Here is an 18,870-nt window from a genome sequence, read left to right as displayed (position 1 = left end):
AGATCATGATAGAAGCGCTGAACGAGCTTTCGACCTATATTCGCGAAGCGCGCCCTGCTCTTGTAGCGGGCGCGGAGATCGCCTATGGCGACCTGAACCTGGTGGCCGAGCCGGAGGCAATCGTTCCGCTTTTGACCTTTCTGCGGGACGACCCGCGCTGCGCCTTCATCAGCTTCATCGATATCTGCGGCGTCGACTATCCCGCCCGCGAAAAGCGCTTCGACGTCGTCTACCACCTCCTGTCGCCGCGTCATAATCTGCGCATCCGCATCAAGGTGGCGGTCGGAGAAGACGAAGCCGTGCCGTCGGCCTGCGACGTTTATCCCGGCGCCGATTGGTTTGAGCGCGAAGCCTGGGACATGTACGGCATCATCTTCACCGGCCATCCGGACCTGCGCCGCATCCTCACCGATTACGGTTTCGAGGGACATCCGCTGCGCAAGGATTTCCCGACGACCGGTTATGTGGAAGTGCGCTATGACGACAGTGCCAAGCGCGTGGTCTACGAGCCCGTGGAACTGCGCCAGGAATTCCGCAGCTTTGATTTCCTGTCGCCTTGGGAAGGCACCGATTATGTCCTTCCCGGGGATGAAAAGGCGAAAACCTGAGGCGGCGCGTGATCGCCGCCTGAAGGCAGTTCTTTTCCGCTCGGTGCGGCCTGTCCGCCCGGCATGGAGCAAGTAGAATGACTGAACACAACGTCCGCAACTTCAACATCAACTTCGGTCCACAGCACCCGGCGGCGCACGGCGTGTTGCGGCTTGTGCTGGAGCTGGACGGCGAAATCGTCGAGCGGGTCGATCCGCATATCGGCCTGCTGCACCGCGGCACGGAAAAGCTGATCGAAGCCAAGACCTATCTGCAGGCGCTGCCCTATTTTGATCGGCTCGATTACGTGGCGCCGATGAGCCAGGAGCATGCCTACTGTCTGGCGGTCGAAAAGATGCTCGGCCTCGAGATCCCGATCCGCGGCCAGCTCATCCGCGTCCTTTACGCCGAAATCAGCCGTATCCTGTCGCATCTTCTCAACGTCACCACCCAGGCCATGGACGTCGGCGCGCTGACCCCGCCGCTTTGGGGTTTCGAAGAGCGGGAAAAGCTCATGGTGTTTTACGAGCGCGCGTCGGGCTCGCGCATGCATGCCGCCTATTTCCGTCCAGGCGGGGTGCACCAGGATCTCCCGCATGAACTGGTCGAGGATATCGGCCGCTGGTGCGACGAATTCCCGAGCCGTATCGATGATATTGCCGGCCTGATCAGCGACAACCGCATCTTCAAGCAGCGCAATGTCGATATCGGCGTGATCAGCCTCGAAGATGCCTGGGCCTGGGGCTTTTCGGGCGTCATGGTGCGCGGTTCCGGCGCGGCCTGGGATTTGCGCAAGTCCCAGCCCTATGAATGCTATGCAGACATGGAATTCGACATTCCCGTCGGCAAGAATGGCGACTGCTACGACCGCTACGTCATCCGCATGATCGAGATGCATGAGTCGGTGAAGATCATGAAGCAATGCGTCAACCGTCTGCTGGGCGATGCCAAGGTCGGTCCCTTCTCGTCGGCCGACGGCAAGGTCGTGCCGCCGAAGCGCGGCGAGATGAAGCGCTCCATGGAAGCGCTAATTCACCACTTCAAGCTTTACACCGAAGGCTACCACGTGCCGGCCGGCGAGGTTTACGCCACCGTCGAAGCGCCGAAGGGCGAATTCGGCGTCTATATCGTCGCTGACGGCACCAACAAGCCATATCGCTGCAAGGTGCGTGCGCCCGGTTATGCCCATCTGCAGGCCATGGACTTCATGACCCGTGGCCACCAGCTGGCGGACGTTTCGGCCATTCTGGGATCGCTCGATATCGTCTTCGGCGAGGTGGATCGCTGATGCTTCGTCCGGTCGTCCTCGCTGGCTGCCTGTTTGCCGCGCCTGCTGCCTTTGCGCAGTTGGCGACGCAGACGCCGGATGTCGGCGACACGACCGCCGGCGGCGGATCGAAATCAATGAAGGAGCTTTTGGCCAACGGGTACGAGATCAAGTCGTCGACGCCCAATGGTACAAAGTTCATAGTGTTCATGCAGAAAGACAAGTCTGCCTATGCCTGCGAATTCGTGTCGCTGACGCGGTCGCGGTGTGGTGCCATAAACTGATAAGGCCTGGAAAAGAATGTCCGTTCGTCGATTAGCCGAAGACCAGTTTCAGCCGGCAATGTTCGCCTTCAACGAGGAGAACGCCGTTTGGGCCGAGGCAACGATCAGGAAATACCCGGAAGGACGGCAGCAGTCGGCCGTCATCCCGCTGCTGATGCGTGCGCAGGAGCAGGACGGCTGGGTCACCCGCTCCGCCATCGAATACGTCGCCAACAAGCTGGACATGCCCTTTATCCGGGTTCTGGAAGTGGCGACCTTCTATACACAGTTCCAGCTGAAGCCGGTTGGCACCCGCGCCCATATCCAGGTCTGCGGCACGACCCCTTGCATGCTGCGTGGCGCCGAAGATCTCATGGAGGTCTGTCGCCACAAGATCCACCACGACCCCCTCGAGCTCAACGCATCAGGCACCTTGTCCTGGGAAGAGGTGGAATGTCAGGGCGCCTGCGTCAACGCGCCCATGGTCATCGTCTTCAAGGACGCCTATGAGGACCTGACGCCGGAGCGGCTGGAGGAAATCATCGATGCCTTCGAAGCCGGCAAGGGCAGCGAGATCAAGCCGGGCCCGCAGGTCGACCGCGCATTCTCGGCGCCCGAAGGCGGCCCGCTGACGCTGCTCGAAGAGGTCAAGCCGGTGCGCACCAATCTGGAGCCGCAGCGGGGCGCCGAAGAAGCGGCACCCATGCCGCCCACCGATGCCGGCCGCGCCAAGAATGTCGCTCCCGAAGCGGATGCGTCCATCAAGACGCCGGTCACCGACAAGGAAGGCGCCAAGGCGCGCGTCAAGGCGGCTCAGGATATGCCGCTGTCGGCCACCGCCAAGACGGATCCGGATCCGAAGTCTCCCGGCAGCGCCGTCGAAGGCGCGCCGCCGGAGCCGGGTTCCGTGTCGGGCGATTTGAAGCCGAAGCGGAGCCGCAAGAAGGCGGGACCGACGGAAGGCGAGGACAAGTAATGGCGACAATGCTCGCGGTCGAGGGGAAAGCCGTCTATGCTGGCCTTGCCCTGACGGCCTGGCAGGAATAACCGATGGCGGAAGTCACCAACGATCTGATCTATGAAGTCTTGAAACCGATGCAGGGCAGGCTGTCCAACATCGAGCACAGACTTGATGGCATCGATGCCCGGCTGACTTCGCTGACGACGCAGATGAACGCCGTTCACGTGGACGTTTCCAACATTTATCAAACTCTCGGACGTTTGGATCAGCGCGTAACGCGCATCGAAAAGCGCCTCGACATCATCGAAGAACCGGCGGAATAAGCCATGCTGAATGATCAGGATCGCATCTTTACCAATATCTACGGTCTGAAGGACAAGTCCCTGAAGGGCGCGATGAGCCGCGGCCATTGGGATGGCACCAAGACGATCATCGAAAAGGGCAGGGATTGGATCATCAACGAGATGAAGGCGTCCGGCCTGCGTGGTCGCGGCGGCGCCGGCTTCCCGACCGGCCTGAAATGGTCCTTCATGCCGAAGGAAAGCGACGGTCGTCCGCACTATCTCGTGGTCAACGCTGACGAATCGGAGCCGGGCACCTGCAAGGACCGTGACATCATGCGCCACGATCCGCATACGCTGATCGAAGGCTGCGTGATTGCCGGTTTCGCCATGGGCGCCCATACGGCCTATATCTATGTCCGCGGCGAATATATGCGCGAACGCGAAGCGCTGCAGGCGGCGATCGACGAATGCTATGACAACGGCCTTCTCGGCACCAACAACAAGAACGGCTGGGATTTCGACATCTACGTCCACCACGGCGCCGGTGCCTATATCTGCGGCGAAGAAACCGCGCTCTTGGAAAGCCTGGAGGGCAAGAAGGGCCAGCCGCGCCTGAAGCCGCCTTTCCCGGCCAATATGGGCCTTTATGGCTGCCCGACCACGGTCAACAACGTCGAGTCCATCGCCGTTGCCCCGACTATCCTGCGTCGCGGTGGAGCGTGGTTTGCCGGCATCGGCCGCCCGAACAATGTCGGCACCAAGCTGTTCATGATCTCCGGCCACGTCAACAAGCCGTGCACGGTCGAGGAAGCCATGGGCATCCCCTTCCGCGAACTGATCGAAAAGCATGCCGGCGGCATCCGCGGCGGCTGGGATAACCTGCTCGCCGTCATTCCCGGCGGCGCTTCCTGCCCGATCATCCGCGGCGAGGACATGGACGACGCGATCATGGATTTCGACGGCATGCGCGACAAGAAGTCGTCGTTCGGCACGGCGGCGATCATCGTCATGGACAAGTCGACCGACGTCATCAAGGCGATCGCCCGGCTGTCGCAGTTCTTCAAGCATGAAAGCTGCGGCCAGTGCACGCCGTGCCGCGAAGGCACCGGCTGGATGTGGCGCGTCATGGAACGTATGGTCAAGGGCAATGCGCAGAAGCGCGAGATCGACATGCTGCTCCAGGTGTCCAAGCAGATCGAAGGCCACACCATCTGTGCGCTCGGCGATGCGGCTGCCTGGCCGGTCCAGGGTCTGATCCGCAATTTCCGTCCGGAAATCGAAGCGCGCATCGACCAGTATACCTATAAGGCGACCTCGCAGGGCGCCGTCATGGAAGCGGCGGAGTAAGGCTTGTGTCGGAAGCGGGCAGAGAGCGGGATCAGGGGGCGGCGGATTACCCGGCGTTCGATCCTGCGCGCATGCCCGGCTTCTCGGAAGTTTTGGCCCTCAATCCATGGCTGACCCATCCGGCGGCGGCCATGGCGGCGGCAACCGCGATGAGCTTCAGCCTGGCCAGTCAGATGACGGATGCGTTTTTCGGAGCGCTGCAGGGTGCCATGGAAACGGCAAACCGGTTTTCTGCGGCAGAGGATGAGCAGCCCAAGGCGGAACCACCTGAAAAGCCTCCGGTGGCTGCGGCGGCTAAATCCGAAGTCGTGGCACCGAAGCGGACGACCAGAGCCAAGCCGGCGAGCAAGGCCGCAAGAACGATCGGTGCGGCACAGGCATCCGGTGATCTGAGGAAGATAGCCGGTCTCGGGCCGCGGCTCGAAAAGCGGCTGCAGGATATGGGCGTTACGCGCCTCGAGCAGATAGCCGGCTGGACTGAGGCCGATATTGCCCGCGTCGAAAAAGAATTGGGTTTCAACGGACGCATCGGCCGGGACGACTGGGTCGGCAAGGCCAAGGCGCTGTTGAACTAAAACGACTATGGCCCCGGTCTCTCGACCAAGGGGTGAACTAAGGACGTAAGTGATTAAGATGGCAAAGCTGAAGGTAGACGGCAAAGAGATCGAAGTTCCGGATCATTTCACGCTGCTGCAGGCATGCGAGGAAGCCGGCGTCGAGATCCCGCGCTTTTGTTTCCACGAGCGTCTCTCCGTGGCGGGCAATTGCCGCATGTGCCTCATCGAGGTGAAGGGTGGACCGCCGAAGCCGGCGGCGTCCTGCGCCATGGGCGTGCGCGACGTTCGCCCGGGTCCCAATGGCGAGCTTCCGGAAGTCTTCACCAACACGCCGATGGTCAAGAAGGCCCGCGAAGGCGTGATGGAATTCCTGCTGATCAACCATCCGCTGGATTGCCCGATCTGCGACCAGGGCGGCGAATGCGACCTGCAGGACCAGGCCATGGCCTTCGGTATCGACAGTTCGCGCTACACGGAAAACAAGCGCGCCGTCGAGGACAAGTATATCGGCCCGCTCGTCAAGACGGTGATGAACCGCTGCATCCACTGCACGCGCTGCGTCCGCTTCACGACGGAAGTCGGTGGCATTTCCGAGCTCGGCCTGATCGGCCGTGGCGAGGATGCCGAAATCACCACCTATCTCGAACATGCAATGACCTCCGAACTGCAGGGCAATGTCATCGACCTTTGCCCGGTCGGTGCTTTGACGTCGCGGCCCTTCGCCTTCACCGCGCGCCCCTGGGAACTCGGCAAGACCGAATCGATCGACGTCATGGATGCGGTCGGCTCGGCCATCCGCGTCGATACCCGCGGCCGCGAAGTGATGCGCATCATGCCGCGCGTCAACGAGCAGGTGAATGAAGAGTGGATTTCCGACAAGACCCGCTTCATCTGGGACGGTCTGAAGACGCAGCGCCTCGACCGGCCTTACGTCCGCAGGAACGGCCGTCTGGCTGCCGCCACCTGGGGCGAAGCCTTCGGTGCCATCAAGGCCGCCGTTTCGGCGACCTCTGCCAACAAGATCGGTGCGATTGCCGGTGATCTCGCTTCCGTCGAGGAAATGTATGCGCTGAAGGAACTGATCCGTTCGCTTGGCTCCGAAAATCTCGACTGTCGCCAGGACGGGACGGCGCTCGATCCTTCGCTCGGCCGCGCCAGCTACCTGTTCAACCCGACCATCGAGGGCATCGAACAGGCAGGCGCATTGCTGCTCATCGGCGCCAATCCGCGCCTTGAAGCCGCCGTCCTCAATGCCCGTATACGCAAGCGCTTCCGCCGCGGCAACTTCCCGATCGGCGTGATCGGCGAGGCGACCGATCTGCGTTATGCCTACGATTATCTCGGCGCCGGCGTCGATACGCTTTCCGATCTCGCATCCGGCGCGCATAGCTTCGGCGATGTCCTGCGCGGTGCCAAGAACCCGATGATCATCGTCGGGCAGGGGGCTCTCATGCGTCCGGACGGTGCGGCTATTCTTGCCGCCGCTGCCCAGTTCGCCGGTTCGATCGGAGCCCTGAGCGAAGAGTGGAACGGCTTTGGCGTTCTCCACACCGCAGCTGCCCGCGTCGGCGGTCTGGACCTCGGCTTCGTTCCGGGTGCCAATGGCGTCAATGCGGCCGACATGCTGGCTGGCATGGATGTCCTCTTCCTGCTCGGCGCGGACGAACTGGACTTCTCCCGGAAGGGGTCGGGCTTCACCGTTTACATCGGCAGCCACGGCGATGCCGGTGCCCACCATGCGGACGTCATCCTGCCGGGTGCAGCCTATACGGAAAAGTCGGGCACTTGGGTCAATACAGAAGGACGCGTGCAGGTCGGCAACCGCGCCGGCTTTGCGCCGGGCGAAGCCCGTGAAGACTGGGCCATCCTGCGCGCCCTGTCTGACGTACTGGGCTACAAGCTGCCCTTCGATTCGCTGCCGGCGCTGCGGTCCAAACTCTACCAGGCCTATCCGCATTTCGCCGAAATCGACGAGATCGCCGCGGGCTCGGTCAACGATATCGCCACTCTCGGCCAGAGAGCCGGTACCCAAAGGGGCGACCAAAAAGGTGAATTGTCGAAGTCCGGGTTTGCGTCGCCGATCAAAGACTTCTATTTGACGAACCCGATCGCACGCGCGTCGGCTGTGATGGCTGAATGCTCGTCCTTGGCCCGCAACAATTTCCAGGCTGCGGCGGAGTAATATGAACATGGATACGTTCTTTTCGACCTATGCCTGGCCGGCCATCGTCATGATCGGCCAATCGCTGCTGCTTCTGGTCTGCCTGTTGGTCTTCATCGCCTATATCCTGCTGGCGGACCGCAAGATCTGGGCAGCCGTACAGCTGCGCCGCGGCCCCAACGTCGTCGGTCCGTTCGGCCTGTTCCAGTCCTTTGCCGACCTTTTGAAGTTCGTCTTCAAGGAGCCGATCATTCCGGCTGGCGCCAACAAGGGCGTCTTCCTTCTGGCACCGCTGGTTTCGGTGACGCTGGCACTCGCCACCTGGGCGGTGATCCCATTCAACACCAATTGGGTGATCGCCAATATCAATGTCGGCCTGCTTTATGTTTTCGCCATTTCCTCGCTTGAGGTCTACGGCATCATCATGAGCGGCTGGGCGTCCAATTCGAAATACGCCTTCCTCGGCGCGCTACGGTCCGCCGCCCAGATGGTCTCTTACGAAGTCTCGATCGGCTTCGTGATCGTCACCGTCCTGCTGTGCGTCGGTTCCCTGAACCTGTCGGACATCGTCTATGCCCAGAGCACCGGGCTAGGCACCATGCTCGGCATGCCGTCGTCATTCCTCGACTGGCACTTCATCCCGCTCTTCCCCATGTTCATCGTCTTCTTCATTTCGGGACTTGCGGAAACCAACCGCCCGCCCTTCGATCTGCCGGAAGCGGAATCCGAGCTGGTCGCCGGTTATATGGTGGAATATTCCTCAGCGCCCTACATGATGCTGATGCTGGGCGAATATGCCGCCATCCTGCTCATCTGCTCGCTGACGACGATCCTTTTCCTCGGAGGCTGGTTGCCGCCGGTCGATTTCTGGCTGATCAACTGGGTGCCGGGCATTATCTGGTTTATCCTCAAGGTCGGGCTGATCTTCTTCGGCTATGCCATGGTCAAAGCCTTCGTGCCGCGCTACCGCTATGACCAGCTCATGCGCCTCGGCTGGAAGGTCTTCCTGCCCTTGTCGCTGGTCATGGTCATCATCACCGCATTCGTGCTGAAGCTGACGGGATGGGCCTGATCATGGTCCTGTCCGCCTTCGGCAATACTGGAGAATAAAGATGGCAAGTCTTACCCAGACCGTGAACTCGCTCTTCCTCAAGGAGTTCGTGAGCGCGTTCTTCCTGTCGATGCGTTACTTCTTCAAGCAGAAGGCAACCATCAACTACCCGTTCGAAAAGGGGCCGGTTTCGCCGCGCTTCCGCGGCGAGCACGCGCTGCGCCGCTACCCGAACGGCGAAGAGCGCTGCATCGCCTGCAAGCTGTGCGAGGCCATCTGTCCCGCCCAGGCGATCACCATCGAAGCCGGGCCGCGCCGCAATGACGGCACCCGCCGCACGGTGCGCTACGATATCGATATGGTGAAGTGCATTTATTGCGGCTTCTGCCAGGAGGCATGCCCGGTCGATGCGATCGTCGAAGGCCCGAATTTCGAGTTTTCGGTGGAAACGCGAGAAGAGCTCTACTTCGACAAGGCGCGGCTTCTGGAAAACGGCGATCGCTGGGAGCGCGAAATCGCTCGCAACATCGCCATGGATTCGCCCTACCGCTGAGGCCGGGCTCCAGGCACTCCGGCGCGCTTGGCGCCGGCGACATTGAAATGAAAATGCTCGGTGCGATCAACGGCGCCGAGGTCTGACGGGAAAGGGCAGGGCGCCCTTGTCCCGGAGAGGGACGAAAAGGCACCACGATGGGTCTGCAGGCAATCTTCTTTTATCTCTTCGCCTTTGTCGCGGTGGCGTCGGCGTTCATGGTCATATCGGCGAAGAACCCCGTTCATTCGGTGCTGTTCCTCATCCTCGTCTTCTTCAACGCGGCGGGCCTCTTCCTGCTGACGGGCGCAGAATTCCTGGCCATGATCCTGCTGGTCGTTTACATCGGCGCGGTCGCGGTTCTCTTCCTCTTCGTGGTGATGATGCTCGACATCGACTTTGCCGAACTGCGCTCCGGCGTGCTGCAATATGCGCCGGTCGGGGTGTTGATCGGATTGATCGTCGCCGCCGAGCTGATCGTCGTGATCGGCGGCAGCGTGCTGACGCCGCAGGCCTCGCAGGCGATCACCATGCCGATCCCCAATCCGGCACAGCGCACCAATACCGCCGCCCTGGGCGACGTGCTTTACACCAACTACGTTTATTTCTTCCAGATCGCCGGCATGGTCCTGCTGGTGGCGATGATCGGCGCCATCGTGCTGACCCTTCGCCATCGCCAGCACATCAAGCGGCAGGACATCTCCCGACAGGTCGCACGCACGCCGGCGACTGCCGTCGACGTGGTCAAGGTCAAGTCGGGCCAGGGCCTCTGAGAGCGCGGGAACAAGGAACACGGACATGGAAATCGGACTTTCCCACTATCTCACGGTCAGCGCCATCCTGTTTACGCTCGGCGTTTTCGGCATCTTCCTGAACCGCAAGAACGTCATCATCATCCTGATGTCGGTGGAGCTCATCCTGCTCGCCGTCAATCTCAACATGGTGGCCTTCTCCTCCTTCCTGAACGACATTGTCGGGCAGGTCTTTGCATTGTTCATTCTGACCGTGGCTGCCGCCGAAGCCGCCATCGGTCTTGCAATTCTCGTCGTCTTCTACCGAAACCGCGGATCGATCGCGGTCGAAGACGTGAATATGATGAAGGGCTGATCGGGTCATGATCTACAAGGCTATTGTCTTCCTTCCCCTGATCGGCTTCTTGATCGCCGGCCTGTTCGGTCGCTCGATCGGCGCTAAGGCATCCGAATACGTGACGAGCGGCCTGATGCTGATCGCCGCCGTGCTTTCCTGGATCGTCTTCTTCAACGTGGCGATTTCGCACGGTGAAGCGGGCGAGGTGATCAAGGTCCCGGTTCTGCGCTGGATCCAGTCCGGCGGCATCGATGTCGAATGGGCCTTCCGGATCGACACGCTGACAGCGATCATGTTCGTGGTCGTCAACTCGGTGTCGACCCTCGTGCATATCTATTCGATCGGCTACATGCACCACGATCCGCATCGGCCGCGCTTCTTCGCCTATCTGTCTCTGTTCACCTTCGCCATGCTGATGCTCATCACGTCGGACAACCTGGCGCAGATGTTCTTTGGCTGGGAAGGCGTCGGCCTTGCCTCCTATCTGCTGATCGGCTTCTGGTACAAGAAGCCCTCGGCGTCGGCTGCGGCGATGAAGGCCTTTATCGTCAACCGCGTCGGCGACTTCGGCTTCATCCTCGGCATATCCGGCCTGTTCGTGCTGTTCGGCTCGATCAATTTCGAAACCATCTTTGCCGCGGCCGCCAATTACCTGCCGCATGAAGGCGCTGCCGATGCATCGCAGGCGGTCATCAACATTTTCGGCATGCAGCTCGACAAGGCGCATGCGCTGACCGTCGTCTGCCTGCTGCTGTTCATGGGCGCCATGGGCAAGTCGGCGCAGTTCCTGCTGCACACCTGGCTGCCGGACGCCATGGAAGGCCCGACGCCCGTGTCGGCGCTCATCCATGCCGCCACCATGGTCACCGCCGGCGTCTTCCTCGTCGCCCGCATGTCGCCGATTTTCGAACTGTCGCCGGATGCGCTGCTGTTCGTCACCATTATCGGCGCCATCACCGCCTTCTTTGCGGCGACGGTCGGCCTGGTGCAGAACGACATCAAGCGTGTCATCGCTTATTCAACCTGCTCGCAGCTCGGCTACATGTTTGTGGCGCTCGGCGTCGGCGCCTATGGCTCGGCCATCTTCCACCTGTTCACGCATGCCTTCTTCAAGGCTCTGCTGTTCCTTTGCGCCGGCTCGGTCATCCACGCCGTCGATGGCGAACAGGACATGCGCTATATGGGCGGCCTTCGCCCGCATATCAAAATCACCTTCGCCATGATGCTGATCGGCACCTTCGCCATCACCGGCGTCGGCATTCCCTTCACGCCGATCGGCTTTGCCGGCTTCTTCTCCAAGGACGTGATCATCGAGGCGACCTATGCCTCGCATTCGGCGGCCTCGGGCTTTGCCTTCACGCTGCTGGTCATCGCCGCCATGTTCACCAGCTTCTATTCCTGGCGCCTGATCTTCCTCACCTTCTTCGGCAAGCCGCGCGCGAGCCACGAGGTCATGCATCACGTCCACGAATCGCCGAGCGTCATGCTGATCCCGCTTTACGTCCTGGCGGTCGGGGCGGTTCTCGCCGGCGTCGTCTTCGAGGGCATGTTCTACGGTGAGGAATATGCGGAATTCTGGAAGGGCGCTCTGTTCACCTCCGAACACAACGAGCTCCTGCATGAATTCCACCATGTTCCGGTGTGGGTCGCGCTTAGCCCCTTCATCGCCATGGTCATCGGCTTCGTGACAGCCTGGTACTTCTACATCAAATCGCCGGAGACGCCCAAGCGCCTCGCCGCTTCGCAAGCTGGCCTCTACCAGTTCCTGCTCAACAAGTGGTATTTCGACGAGCTCTACGACTTCCTCTTCGTCCGCTCGGCCAAGGCGCTCGGCCGCTTCCTGTGGAAGAAGGGCGATGTCGCGGTCATCGATAACTACGGCCCGAACGGCGTCGCCGCCCGCGTCGTCGACGTCACCAACCGGGTGGTCAAGCTGCAGTCCGGTTACCTTTATCACTACGCGTTCGCGATGCTGCTCGGCATCGCCGCCCTCGTCACCTGGATGATGCTCGGGAGCTCAATGTAATGACCGACTGGCCAATTCTCTCGACGGTCACCTTCCTGCCGCTGGTCGGCGCTCTTCTTCTGCTGTTCACGCGGGAAGAGGGGGCGCATGGCCGCCGCAACATTCTCAACATCTCGCTGTTCACGACGGTCATCACCTTCATCGTGTCGCTGTTCATCTGGATCGGCTTCGACAATTCGAACCCCGGCTTCCAGATGATCGAGAAGCATGCTTGGCTCGGCACCGGCATTTCCTATCATCTCGGCGTCGACGGGATTTCCATGCTGTTCGTCATCCTGACGACCTTCCTGATGCCCTTCTGCGTATTGGCCAGCTGGGATTCGGTCGGCAAGCGCCTGAAGCAGTACATGATCGCCTTCCTGCTCCTGGAAGTGGTGATGACCGGCGTCTTCGTCGCGCTCGACGTGGTTCTCTTCTACGTCTTCTTCGAAGCGACGCTGATCCCGATGTTCGTCATCATCGGCGTCTGGGGCGGCAAGGATCGCGTCTACGCTTCCTACAAGTTCTTCCTTTATACGCTGGCCGGTTCGGTTCTGATGATGCTTGCCATCATGGCCATGTACTGGCAGGCCGGCACGACCGACATTACGGAACTGCTGAAGTTCGGCTTCCCGGCCGGCATGCAGACCTGGCTGTGGCTCGCCTGCTTTGCTGCCTTCTCGGTCAAGATGCCGATGTGGCCCGTCCATACCTGGCTGCCGGATGCCCACGTTCAGGCCCCGACGGCCGGATCCGTCATCCTCGCCGGCGTCATGCTGAAGCTCGGCGGATACGGCATGATCCGTTTGTCGCTGCAGATGTTCCCGCTGGCGTCGGAATATTTCGCACCCATGGTGTTCGCGCTGTCGGTCATTGCCATCATCTACACCTCGCTGGTGGCGATGATGCAGGAGGACATCAAGAAGCTGATCGCCTATTCGTCGGTGGCTCATATGGGCTACGTGACCATGGGGATCTTCGCGGCCAATACCCAGGGCCTACAGGGCGCCATCTTCCAGATGCTGTCGCACGGCATCGTCTCGGGCGCGCTCTTCCTTTGCGTCGGCGTCGTTTACGACCGGCTGCACACCCGCGACATCGCTGCCTATGGCGGCCTCGTCAACAACATGCCGAAATATGCCGTGGCCTTCATGGTCTTCACCATGGCCAATGTCGGCCTGCCCGGCACGTCCGGCTTCATCGGCGAATTCCTGACGATCATCGGCGTCTTCCGCGTCAACACCTGGGTTGCCCTGTTTGCCGCGACCGGCGTCATCCTGTCGGCCTCCTATGCGCTCTGGCTCTATCGCCGGGTGATCTTCGGTGCACTGGACAAGGAAAGCCTCAAGGCGATGCTCGATCTTTCGGGCCGCGAAAAGCTGATCCTTTATCCGCTGGTGGTGCTCACCATATTCTTCGGGGTTTACCCGGCGCCCGTCTTCGATGCGACGGCGGCTTCCGTGGACCTCGTGGTCAACAACTATAGCGCAGCCTTGGCAGCGGCGAAGAACCTTGCACTGAATGTGCACTGAGACGGGAAAAGACTGGATATGACCGCTGAAATTCTCTCACTCAGCCTGCAGCTCTCCATGCCGGAGATCATTCTGGCCGTGGGTGCGCTCGCCCTTCTGATGATCGGCGTCTTCACCGGCGAAAAGTCAGCTCTGCTGATCACCGGCCTTGCGGTCGTGCTCATTGCCGTCGCCGGCGTCTGGCTCTTCTTCTTCACGGGCGAAGGCCAGGCTTTCGGCGGCGCCTTCCTGCTCGATCCCTTTGCCCGTTTCATGAAGGGACTTGCTCTGGCCGGCTCGATCGTCGCCATGGTCATGACCTTCGGCCAGGCTCGCGCCCATCAACTGGACCGGTTCGAATTCCCGGTCCTTCTGGTCATCGCCACGCTCGGCATGATGGTGCTGATCTCGGCCAACGATTTGATCGCCTTCTATCTCGGCCTGGAACTGATGTCGCTGTCGCTCTATGTCGTGGCAGCCTTCAACCGCGACAGCGTCCGCTCGACGGAAGCCGGCCTGAAATACTTCGTCCTCGGCGCGCTCTCCTCGGGCATGATGCTTTACGGCATGTCGCTGGTTTACGGCTTCACGGGCAATACCGGCTTTGACGAGATCGCGGCTGTACTCTCGTCGGAAACGCGCGGCATGGGCCTCGTCTTCGGCATGGTCTTCGTGCTGGCCGGCGCCTGCTTCAAGATTTCGGCCGTGCCATTCCACATGTGGACGCCGGACGTCTACGAAGGCGCGCCGACCCCGGTCACCGCCTTCTTCGCCGCTGGCCCCAAGGTCGCAGCCATGGCCATCCTGGTGCGCATCGTGTCGGAAGCCTTCATGCCGATCATCGCCGACTGGCGCCAGATCATCGTCTTCGTCGCCATCGCTTCCATGCTGCTCGGTTCCTTCGCGGCCATCGGACAGCGCAACATCAAGCGATTGATGGCCTATTCCTCCATCGGCCATATGGGCTTTGCCCTGGTTGGCCTCGCGGCAGGAACCGAGACCGGAATTTCCGGCGTGGTGCTCTACATGACCATCTACATGGTCATGACATTAGGAACCTTTGCCTGCATCATGGCCATGCGTCGCCCCGAGGGTGGCTTTGTGGAAAATGTCGACGATCTCGCCGGTCTTTCCTCCACCAAACCATTCATGGCCCTGGTGCTGACGGCGCTGATGTTCTCCATGGCCGGCATTCCGCCGCTTGCGGGCTTCTTCGCCAAGTATTTCGTCTTCCTCGCCGCCATCGAAGCCAAGCTTTATGCCTTGGCCGTGATCGGCGTGCTGTCTTCGGTCGTCGGTGCCTATTATTACCTGCGCATCGTCAAGCTGATGTGGTTCGATGAAGCCAAGGGCGATTTCGCGCGCATCTCAGGCGAGTTGCGGCTGGTCTTCGGCCTGTCCGGCCTTTTCGTGCTCGCCTATGTACTGATCGGCGGTCCGATCGGATCTGCTGCAAACGCCGCTGCCAAATCGTTCTTCTGAGGATGGCGGGTAAAGGCGGGCGCTTCTTGCTCGACCGATTTCGCCACGAGGCGCTGGACGAGGTCGGTTCCACCAATAGCGAATGTTTCGCCCGCGCTCGCGCGGGCGATCCTGGTTTATTGTGGCTGACGGCGAGCCGTCAGACCGCTGGCCGCGGACGTCGCGGCCGCGCCTGGATGTCCGAGCCAGGAAATCTTTACGCTTCGCTGTTGCTGATCGATGCCGCTCCTTCCGAGCGGGTCGGGTCGCTACCTTTGGCCGTCGCCGTGGCGGTGCATGCGGCATTGAGCGCGGTTCTGCCACCCGGCCATGCGCCGCTCGAAGTCAAATGGCCGAACGATATTCTCATCGGCCGCCGCAAGACCTGCGGCATTCTGTTGGAAGCCGAAGCGCTTGCCGATGGCCGGCGGGCGCTGGTAATCGGCATCGGTATTAACATTCGGCATATGCCGGATGCCGCCCCTTATGGCGTCACGCGGCTTGCCGACCACGGAGTGTCTGCCTCGCCGCAGGAAGTTTTCGCGTATCTTTACAAGGAGATGGCGCAAGTTCTGGAATCATGGAATGAGGGTCTAGGGACGCCGGAGATTACCGACCGCTGGCGCAGGATCGCCTGCGGCATGGGCGAAAATATCCGCGTGAACCTTCCGGACCGCTCGCTTGTTGGGACTTTCGCAGGTATCGATGACAAAGGTTTTCTGATGCTCAAGACCGGACAGGGCGCGCCAATCGCTGTCGCCGCCGGGGATGTATTTTTTCAAGGAATGGAATAAACAAACAAGATGGCAAACCAAGAAGAACTGGTGTTTCTCCCTCTCGGCGGGGTCGGCGAGATTGGCATGAACCTCGCCCTCTACGGCTACGGGACGCCCGAGAAGCGCCAGTGGATCATCGTGGATTGCGGCGTCACCTTTCCCGGCCCGGATCTGCCCGGCGTGGATCTCGTGCTGCCGGACATCCGCTACCTCGCCAAGCAGCGGGCGAACGTCAAGGGGATGATCATCACCCATGCCCATGAGGACCATTACGGCGCCATGAACGACCTGTGGCCGGGCCTCAACGTCCCCGTCTATGCCTCGCCGTTCACGGCCGGCATGCTGGAAGCCAAGCGCGCCTATGAAGGCTCGCGGGCGCAGATCCCGATCAATATCTTCAAGGCCGGCGACCGCATCAATGTCGGTCCCTTCGAGATCGAGGCCGTTGGCGTCAACCACTCGATCCCCGAGCCCATGTCGCTGGTGATCCGCACGCCGCTCGGCAACGTCGTCCATACCGGCGACTGGAAGATCGACCATGCGCCCTCGCTCGGGCCGCTGACCGATGAGGCCCGGTTCCGCAAGCTTGGCGAAGAAGGCGTGCTGGCGCTGATGTGCGACAGCACCAATTCCATGCGCGAAGGCGTCTCGCCATCGGAAGAGGAAGTCTCGGAAGGCCTGCGCAAGATCATCGAGGCGGCAGAGGGCAGGGTGGCGATCACCACCTTCTCGTCGAATGTCGGACGCATCCGCTCCGTCGCCCAGGCCGCCGAAGCGGCCGGGCGCGAAGTGCTGCTGCTCGGTTCGTCGCTGAAGCGGGTCGCCGCCGTCGCCCGCGACATCGGCCTCATGGAAGGCCTCCAGCCGTTTATCGCCGAGGACGAGTTCGGCTATATCCCGCGCGACAAGGTCGTCGTCATCCTGACCGGCAGCCAGGGCGAACCGCGTGCAGCGCTTGCCAAGATCGCCCGTGACGAGATGCGCAATGTCGCCTTCGCTGCAGGCGATACGGTGGTGTTTTCCTCGCGCACGATTCCCGGCAACGAAAAGGCGATCATCGAGATCAAGAACGGCCTGATCGAACAGGGCATCAAGATCGTCACCGATTCCGACGCACTCGTGCACGTGTCAGGCCATCCGCGCCGCAGCGAACTGCTGCAGATGTACGAATGGACACGGCCGCAGATCCTCGTGCCCGTGCATGGCGAGGCCGCCCACCTGATGGCCCAGGCGGAGCTTGGCGCCTCGGCCGGCATCAAGACCATTCCCAAGGTCCGCAATGGCGATATTCTGCGCCTGGCACCCGGTCACGCCGAAGTGGTCGGTCAGGCGCCGCATGGCCGCATCTTTAAGGATGGCAAGCTGATCGGCGACCTTGATGAAATGGGCGTCAGCGACCGGCGCAAGCTTTCCTATGTCGGCCATGTCTCGATCAACGTCCTGCTCGACAGCAAATATGATTTCATGAGCGATCCGGACGTCGTTTGTTTCGGCCTGCCGGAATTCGATATTGAAGGCGAGGACATGGAGGACACGCTGTATGACTCCGTCCTCAACGCCGTCGAAAGCATTCCGCGGGCCCGCCGCAAGGATCTCGACATGCTGCGCGAAGCCATTCGCCGGGCCGTTCGTTCTGCTGCCAACGAAGCCTGGGGCAAGAAGCCGATCGTCACCGTCTTCGTCACCCGGCTCTAATTTCAGCGAGGCGGCTCGATGATCGGACGCGTCAACCATATCGCCATCGCTGTGCCGGACCTTTCCTCCGCCACGGCGACCTACCGCGATACGCTGGGCGCCAAGGTCTCGCAGCCGCAGCCGCTGCGTGAGCATGGCGTCACGGTTGTCTTTGTCGAGCTCGCCAATACCAAGGTGGAATTGCTGGAGCCGCTCGGCGAAACCTCACCGATCGCCGCCTTCCTGGAAAAGAACCCGGCCGGCGGCATGCACCATATCTGCTATGAGGTGGACGACATTCTGGCTGCCCGCGACAGGCTGCAGGCAGCCGGCGCCCGTATCCTCGGCGATGGCACGCCAAAGCTCGGCGCGCACGGCAAGCCTGTCGTCTTCCTTCATCCGAAGGATTTTACCGGGACGCTGGTGGAGCTTGAGCAGGTATAACGCAGCTCTGTCAGGAAGATAGATCCCTTTGCGGAATCAGATCGAGAAGCTGCGGCGTTACGTCCGGCGCATGGGTTTGAGCTTTGCGCCGGTCCGGCCTATAAGGACAGCCTCTGCACAGGAATGCATTCATGTCTCTTCTGACCGTCGCGGCGATCTTCTTCATCCTCTGGTGGACGGTGCTGTTCATGGTGCTGCCGCTTGGGCATCGCAGCCAACAGGATGACGGGGAGGTGGCCCTAGGGACGGTTGCAAGCGCTCCCACACGGTTTCGCGCCGGCCGGGTCCTGCTGCTGACCACCGTCATCTCGATCGCGCTTTACGGCGGATATTACCTGCTGTCGCGGTATTTCGGGATCGGCATTGCCAGCATTCCCAATATCATGCCCGACTTCAAATAGGCCGAACTTCAACGAGACTTGCGATATCCCGACAGGCTGTCATCCGTCTGTCACCTGTTTCGGGCATATGCGGGATACAGGCGGTCGCCGGAACCGGTGCACCACCAGCCGGGCTGCCGCAAAGGCAAAAAAAAACAAGGCCTGAGCCTTGTTCTTTTAGTTTCGCGTGATCCTTCACCGTTGCCGGGGCTGCGACTTGAGCGCGCCTAAGATCTTATCCTCCCAAGACTTGACCGCGAATTGGCAAGAATTTGAACTCCTTGCCTCTTTTGTGAGCTGAAACTAGCTCAAAGGTTGAGCTTTGTCATGCGTTTTTTTTGTATTTTTGCTACACTCGCGTATATTTTTCCAGTTGACAAAAATCTGTCGTGCTTGCCACCAATGATCATAGTCCGCCGGGAGTACCGGGCTCGAAGGGCTGCAGCGACGCGACTGCATGGCGGCGGCGCGGCGGGTTCCCTTGTCGTGGCGGAACCGCTATGAACGCTCGAACCTGAC

At 61.0% G+C, this 18,870-nt stretch carries 19 protein-coding genes; all 19 read left to right on the top strand.

The genetic code is table 11. The features are described from left to right. Window positions 1-5 precede the first annotated feature (5 nt). Window positions 6-608, top strand: a complete 603-nt coding sequence (locus tag E2F50_RS08705; protein ID WP_133315747.1) for an NADH-quinone oxidoreductase subunit C — start codon at window positions 6-8, stop codon at window positions 606-608. Window positions 609-685: 77 nt separating this feature from the next. Beyond that, window positions 686-1,876 carry an NADH-quinone oxidoreductase subunit D gene (locus E2F50_RS08700; protein WP_133315746.1) on the top strand — a complete coding sequence of 397 codons (1,191 nt, stop codon included), beginning with the start codon at window positions 686-688 and terminating at the stop codon, window positions 1,874-1,876. Then, a complete protein-coding gene (locus tag E2F50_RS08695; RefSeq protein WP_425375382.1) occupies window positions 1,873-2,139 on the top strand; it encodes a hypothetical protein in 267 nt (88 codons plus the stop codon). Before E2F50_RS08700 ends, E2F50_RS08695 begins: the two co-directional genes overlap by 4 nt. A 16-nt stretch (window positions 2,140-2,155) precedes the next feature. After that, entirely contained in the window at window positions 2,156-3,094 is a 939-nt protein-coding gene (gene nuoE, locus E2F50_RS08690; RefSeq protein ID WP_133315744.1) for an NADH-quinone oxidoreductase subunit NuoE, read from the top strand. 74 nt (window positions 3,095-3,168) lie between these two features. Then, window positions 3,169-3,402: a hypothetical protein gene (locus E2F50_RS08685; protein WP_133315743.1), complete on the top strand. Its 234-nt coding sequence runs from the start codon at window positions 3,169-3,171 to the stop codon at window positions 3,400-3,402. 3 nt (window positions 3,403-3,405) lie between these two features. After that, complete coding sequence (gene nuoF / locus E2F50_RS08680; protein ID WP_133315742.1) at window positions 3,406-4,710, top strand: NADH-quinone oxidoreductase subunit NuoF; 1,305 nt, start codon at window positions 3,406-3,408, stop codon at window positions 4,708-4,710. 5 nt (window positions 4,711-4,715) lie between these two features. Continuing rightward, entirely contained in the window at window positions 4,716-5,285 is a 570-nt protein-coding gene (locus E2F50_RS08675) for a 5' DNA nuclease (RefSeq protein ID WP_133315741.1), read from the top strand. A gap of 58 nt (window positions 5,286-5,343) precedes the next feature. After that, the gene (gene nuoG, locus E2F50_RS08670) at window positions 5,344-7,449 is read left to right on the top strand and encodes an NADH-quinone oxidoreductase subunit NuoG (RefSeq protein ID WP_133315740.1); all 2,106 of its coding nucleotides are present in this window, start codon (window positions 5,344-5,346) and stop codon (window positions 7,447-7,449) included. Window positions 7,450-7,456: 7 nt separating this feature from the next. Next, window positions 7,457-8,500, top strand: coding sequence for an NADH-quinone oxidoreductase subunit NuoH (gene nuoH / locus E2F50_RS08665; RefSeq protein ID WP_133316380.1), 1,044 nt, complete (start codon window positions 7,457-7,459; stop codon window positions 8,498-8,500). A 40-nt stretch (window positions 8,501-8,540) separates the two neighbouring features. Next, a complete protein-coding gene (gene nuoI, locus E2F50_RS08660) occupies window positions 8,541-9,032 on the top strand; it encodes an NADH-quinone oxidoreductase subunit NuoI (protein ID WP_133315739.1) in 492 nt (163 codons plus the stop codon). Between the two features lie 137 nt (window positions 9,033-9,169). After that, entirely contained in the window at window positions 9,170-9,784 is a 615-nt protein-coding gene (locus E2F50_RS08655) for an NADH-quinone oxidoreductase subunit J (protein ID WP_133315738.1), read from the top strand. Between the two features lie 25 nt (window positions 9,785-9,809). Next, window positions 9,810-10,118 (top strand): NADH-quinone oxidoreductase subunit NuoK, encoded by a 309-nt coding sequence (gene nuoK / locus E2F50_RS08650; RefSeq protein WP_062453229.1) that lies wholly within the window; start codon window positions 9,810-9,812, stop codon window positions 10,116-10,118. Window positions 10,119-10,125: 7 nt separating this feature from the next. Further along, on the top strand, window positions 10,126-12,126 hold the full coding sequence (nuoL, locus tag E2F50_RS08645) for an NADH-quinone oxidoreductase subunit L (protein WP_133315737.1): 2,001 nt from the start codon (window positions 10,126-10,128) through the stop codon (window positions 12,124-12,126). Further along, entirely contained in the window at window positions 12,126-13,637 is a 1,512-nt protein-coding gene (locus E2F50_RS08640) for an NADH-quinone oxidoreductase subunit M (RefSeq protein ID WP_133315736.1), read from the top strand. The genes nuoL and E2F50_RS08640 overlap by 1 nt, the downstream gene beginning before the upstream one ends. Window positions 13,638-13,655: 18 nt before the next feature. After that, window positions 13,656-15,098 (top strand): NADH-quinone oxidoreductase subunit NuoN, encoded by a 1,443-nt coding sequence (nuoN, locus tag E2F50_RS08635; RefSeq protein WP_133315735.1) that lies wholly within the window; start codon window positions 13,656-13,658, stop codon window positions 15,096-15,098. Window positions 15,099-15,100: 2 nt separating this feature from the next. Beyond that, the gene (locus tag E2F50_RS08630) at window positions 15,101-15,871 is read left to right on the top strand and encodes a biotin--[acetyl-CoA-carboxylase] ligase (protein ID WP_133315734.1); all 771 of its coding nucleotides are present in this window, start codon (window positions 15,101-15,103) and stop codon (window positions 15,869-15,871) included. A gap of 9 nt (window positions 15,872-15,880) precedes the next feature. Then, window positions 15,881-17,548 (top strand): ribonuclease J, encoded by a 1,668-nt coding sequence (locus tag E2F50_RS08625; RefSeq protein WP_133315733.1) that lies wholly within the window; start codon window positions 15,881-15,883, stop codon window positions 17,546-17,548. An 18-nt stretch (window positions 17,549-17,566) separates the two neighbouring features. Continuing rightward, window positions 17,567-17,971 carry a methylmalonyl-CoA epimerase gene (gene mce, locus E2F50_RS08620; RefSeq protein WP_133315732.1) on the top strand — a complete coding sequence of 135 codons (405 nt, stop codon included), beginning with the start codon at window positions 17,567-17,569 and terminating at the stop codon, window positions 17,969-17,971. A gap of 131 nt (window positions 17,972-18,102) precedes the next feature. Next, window positions 18,103-18,372 carry a DUF1467 family protein gene (locus E2F50_RS08615; RefSeq protein ID WP_133315731.1) on the top strand — a complete coding sequence of 90 codons (270 nt, stop codon included), beginning with the start codon at window positions 18,103-18,105 and terminating at the stop codon, window positions 18,370-18,372. Window positions 18,373-18,870: the final 498 nt, after the last annotated feature.

This window comes from Rhizobium deserti (genome assembly GCF_004358025.1).
Taxonomy (GTDB): Bacteria; Pseudomonadota; Alphaproteobacteria; order Rhizobiales; family Rhizobiaceae; genus Neorhizobium; species Neorhizobium deserti.
This window is presented reverse-complemented; position numbering and strand designations above follow the sequence as displayed.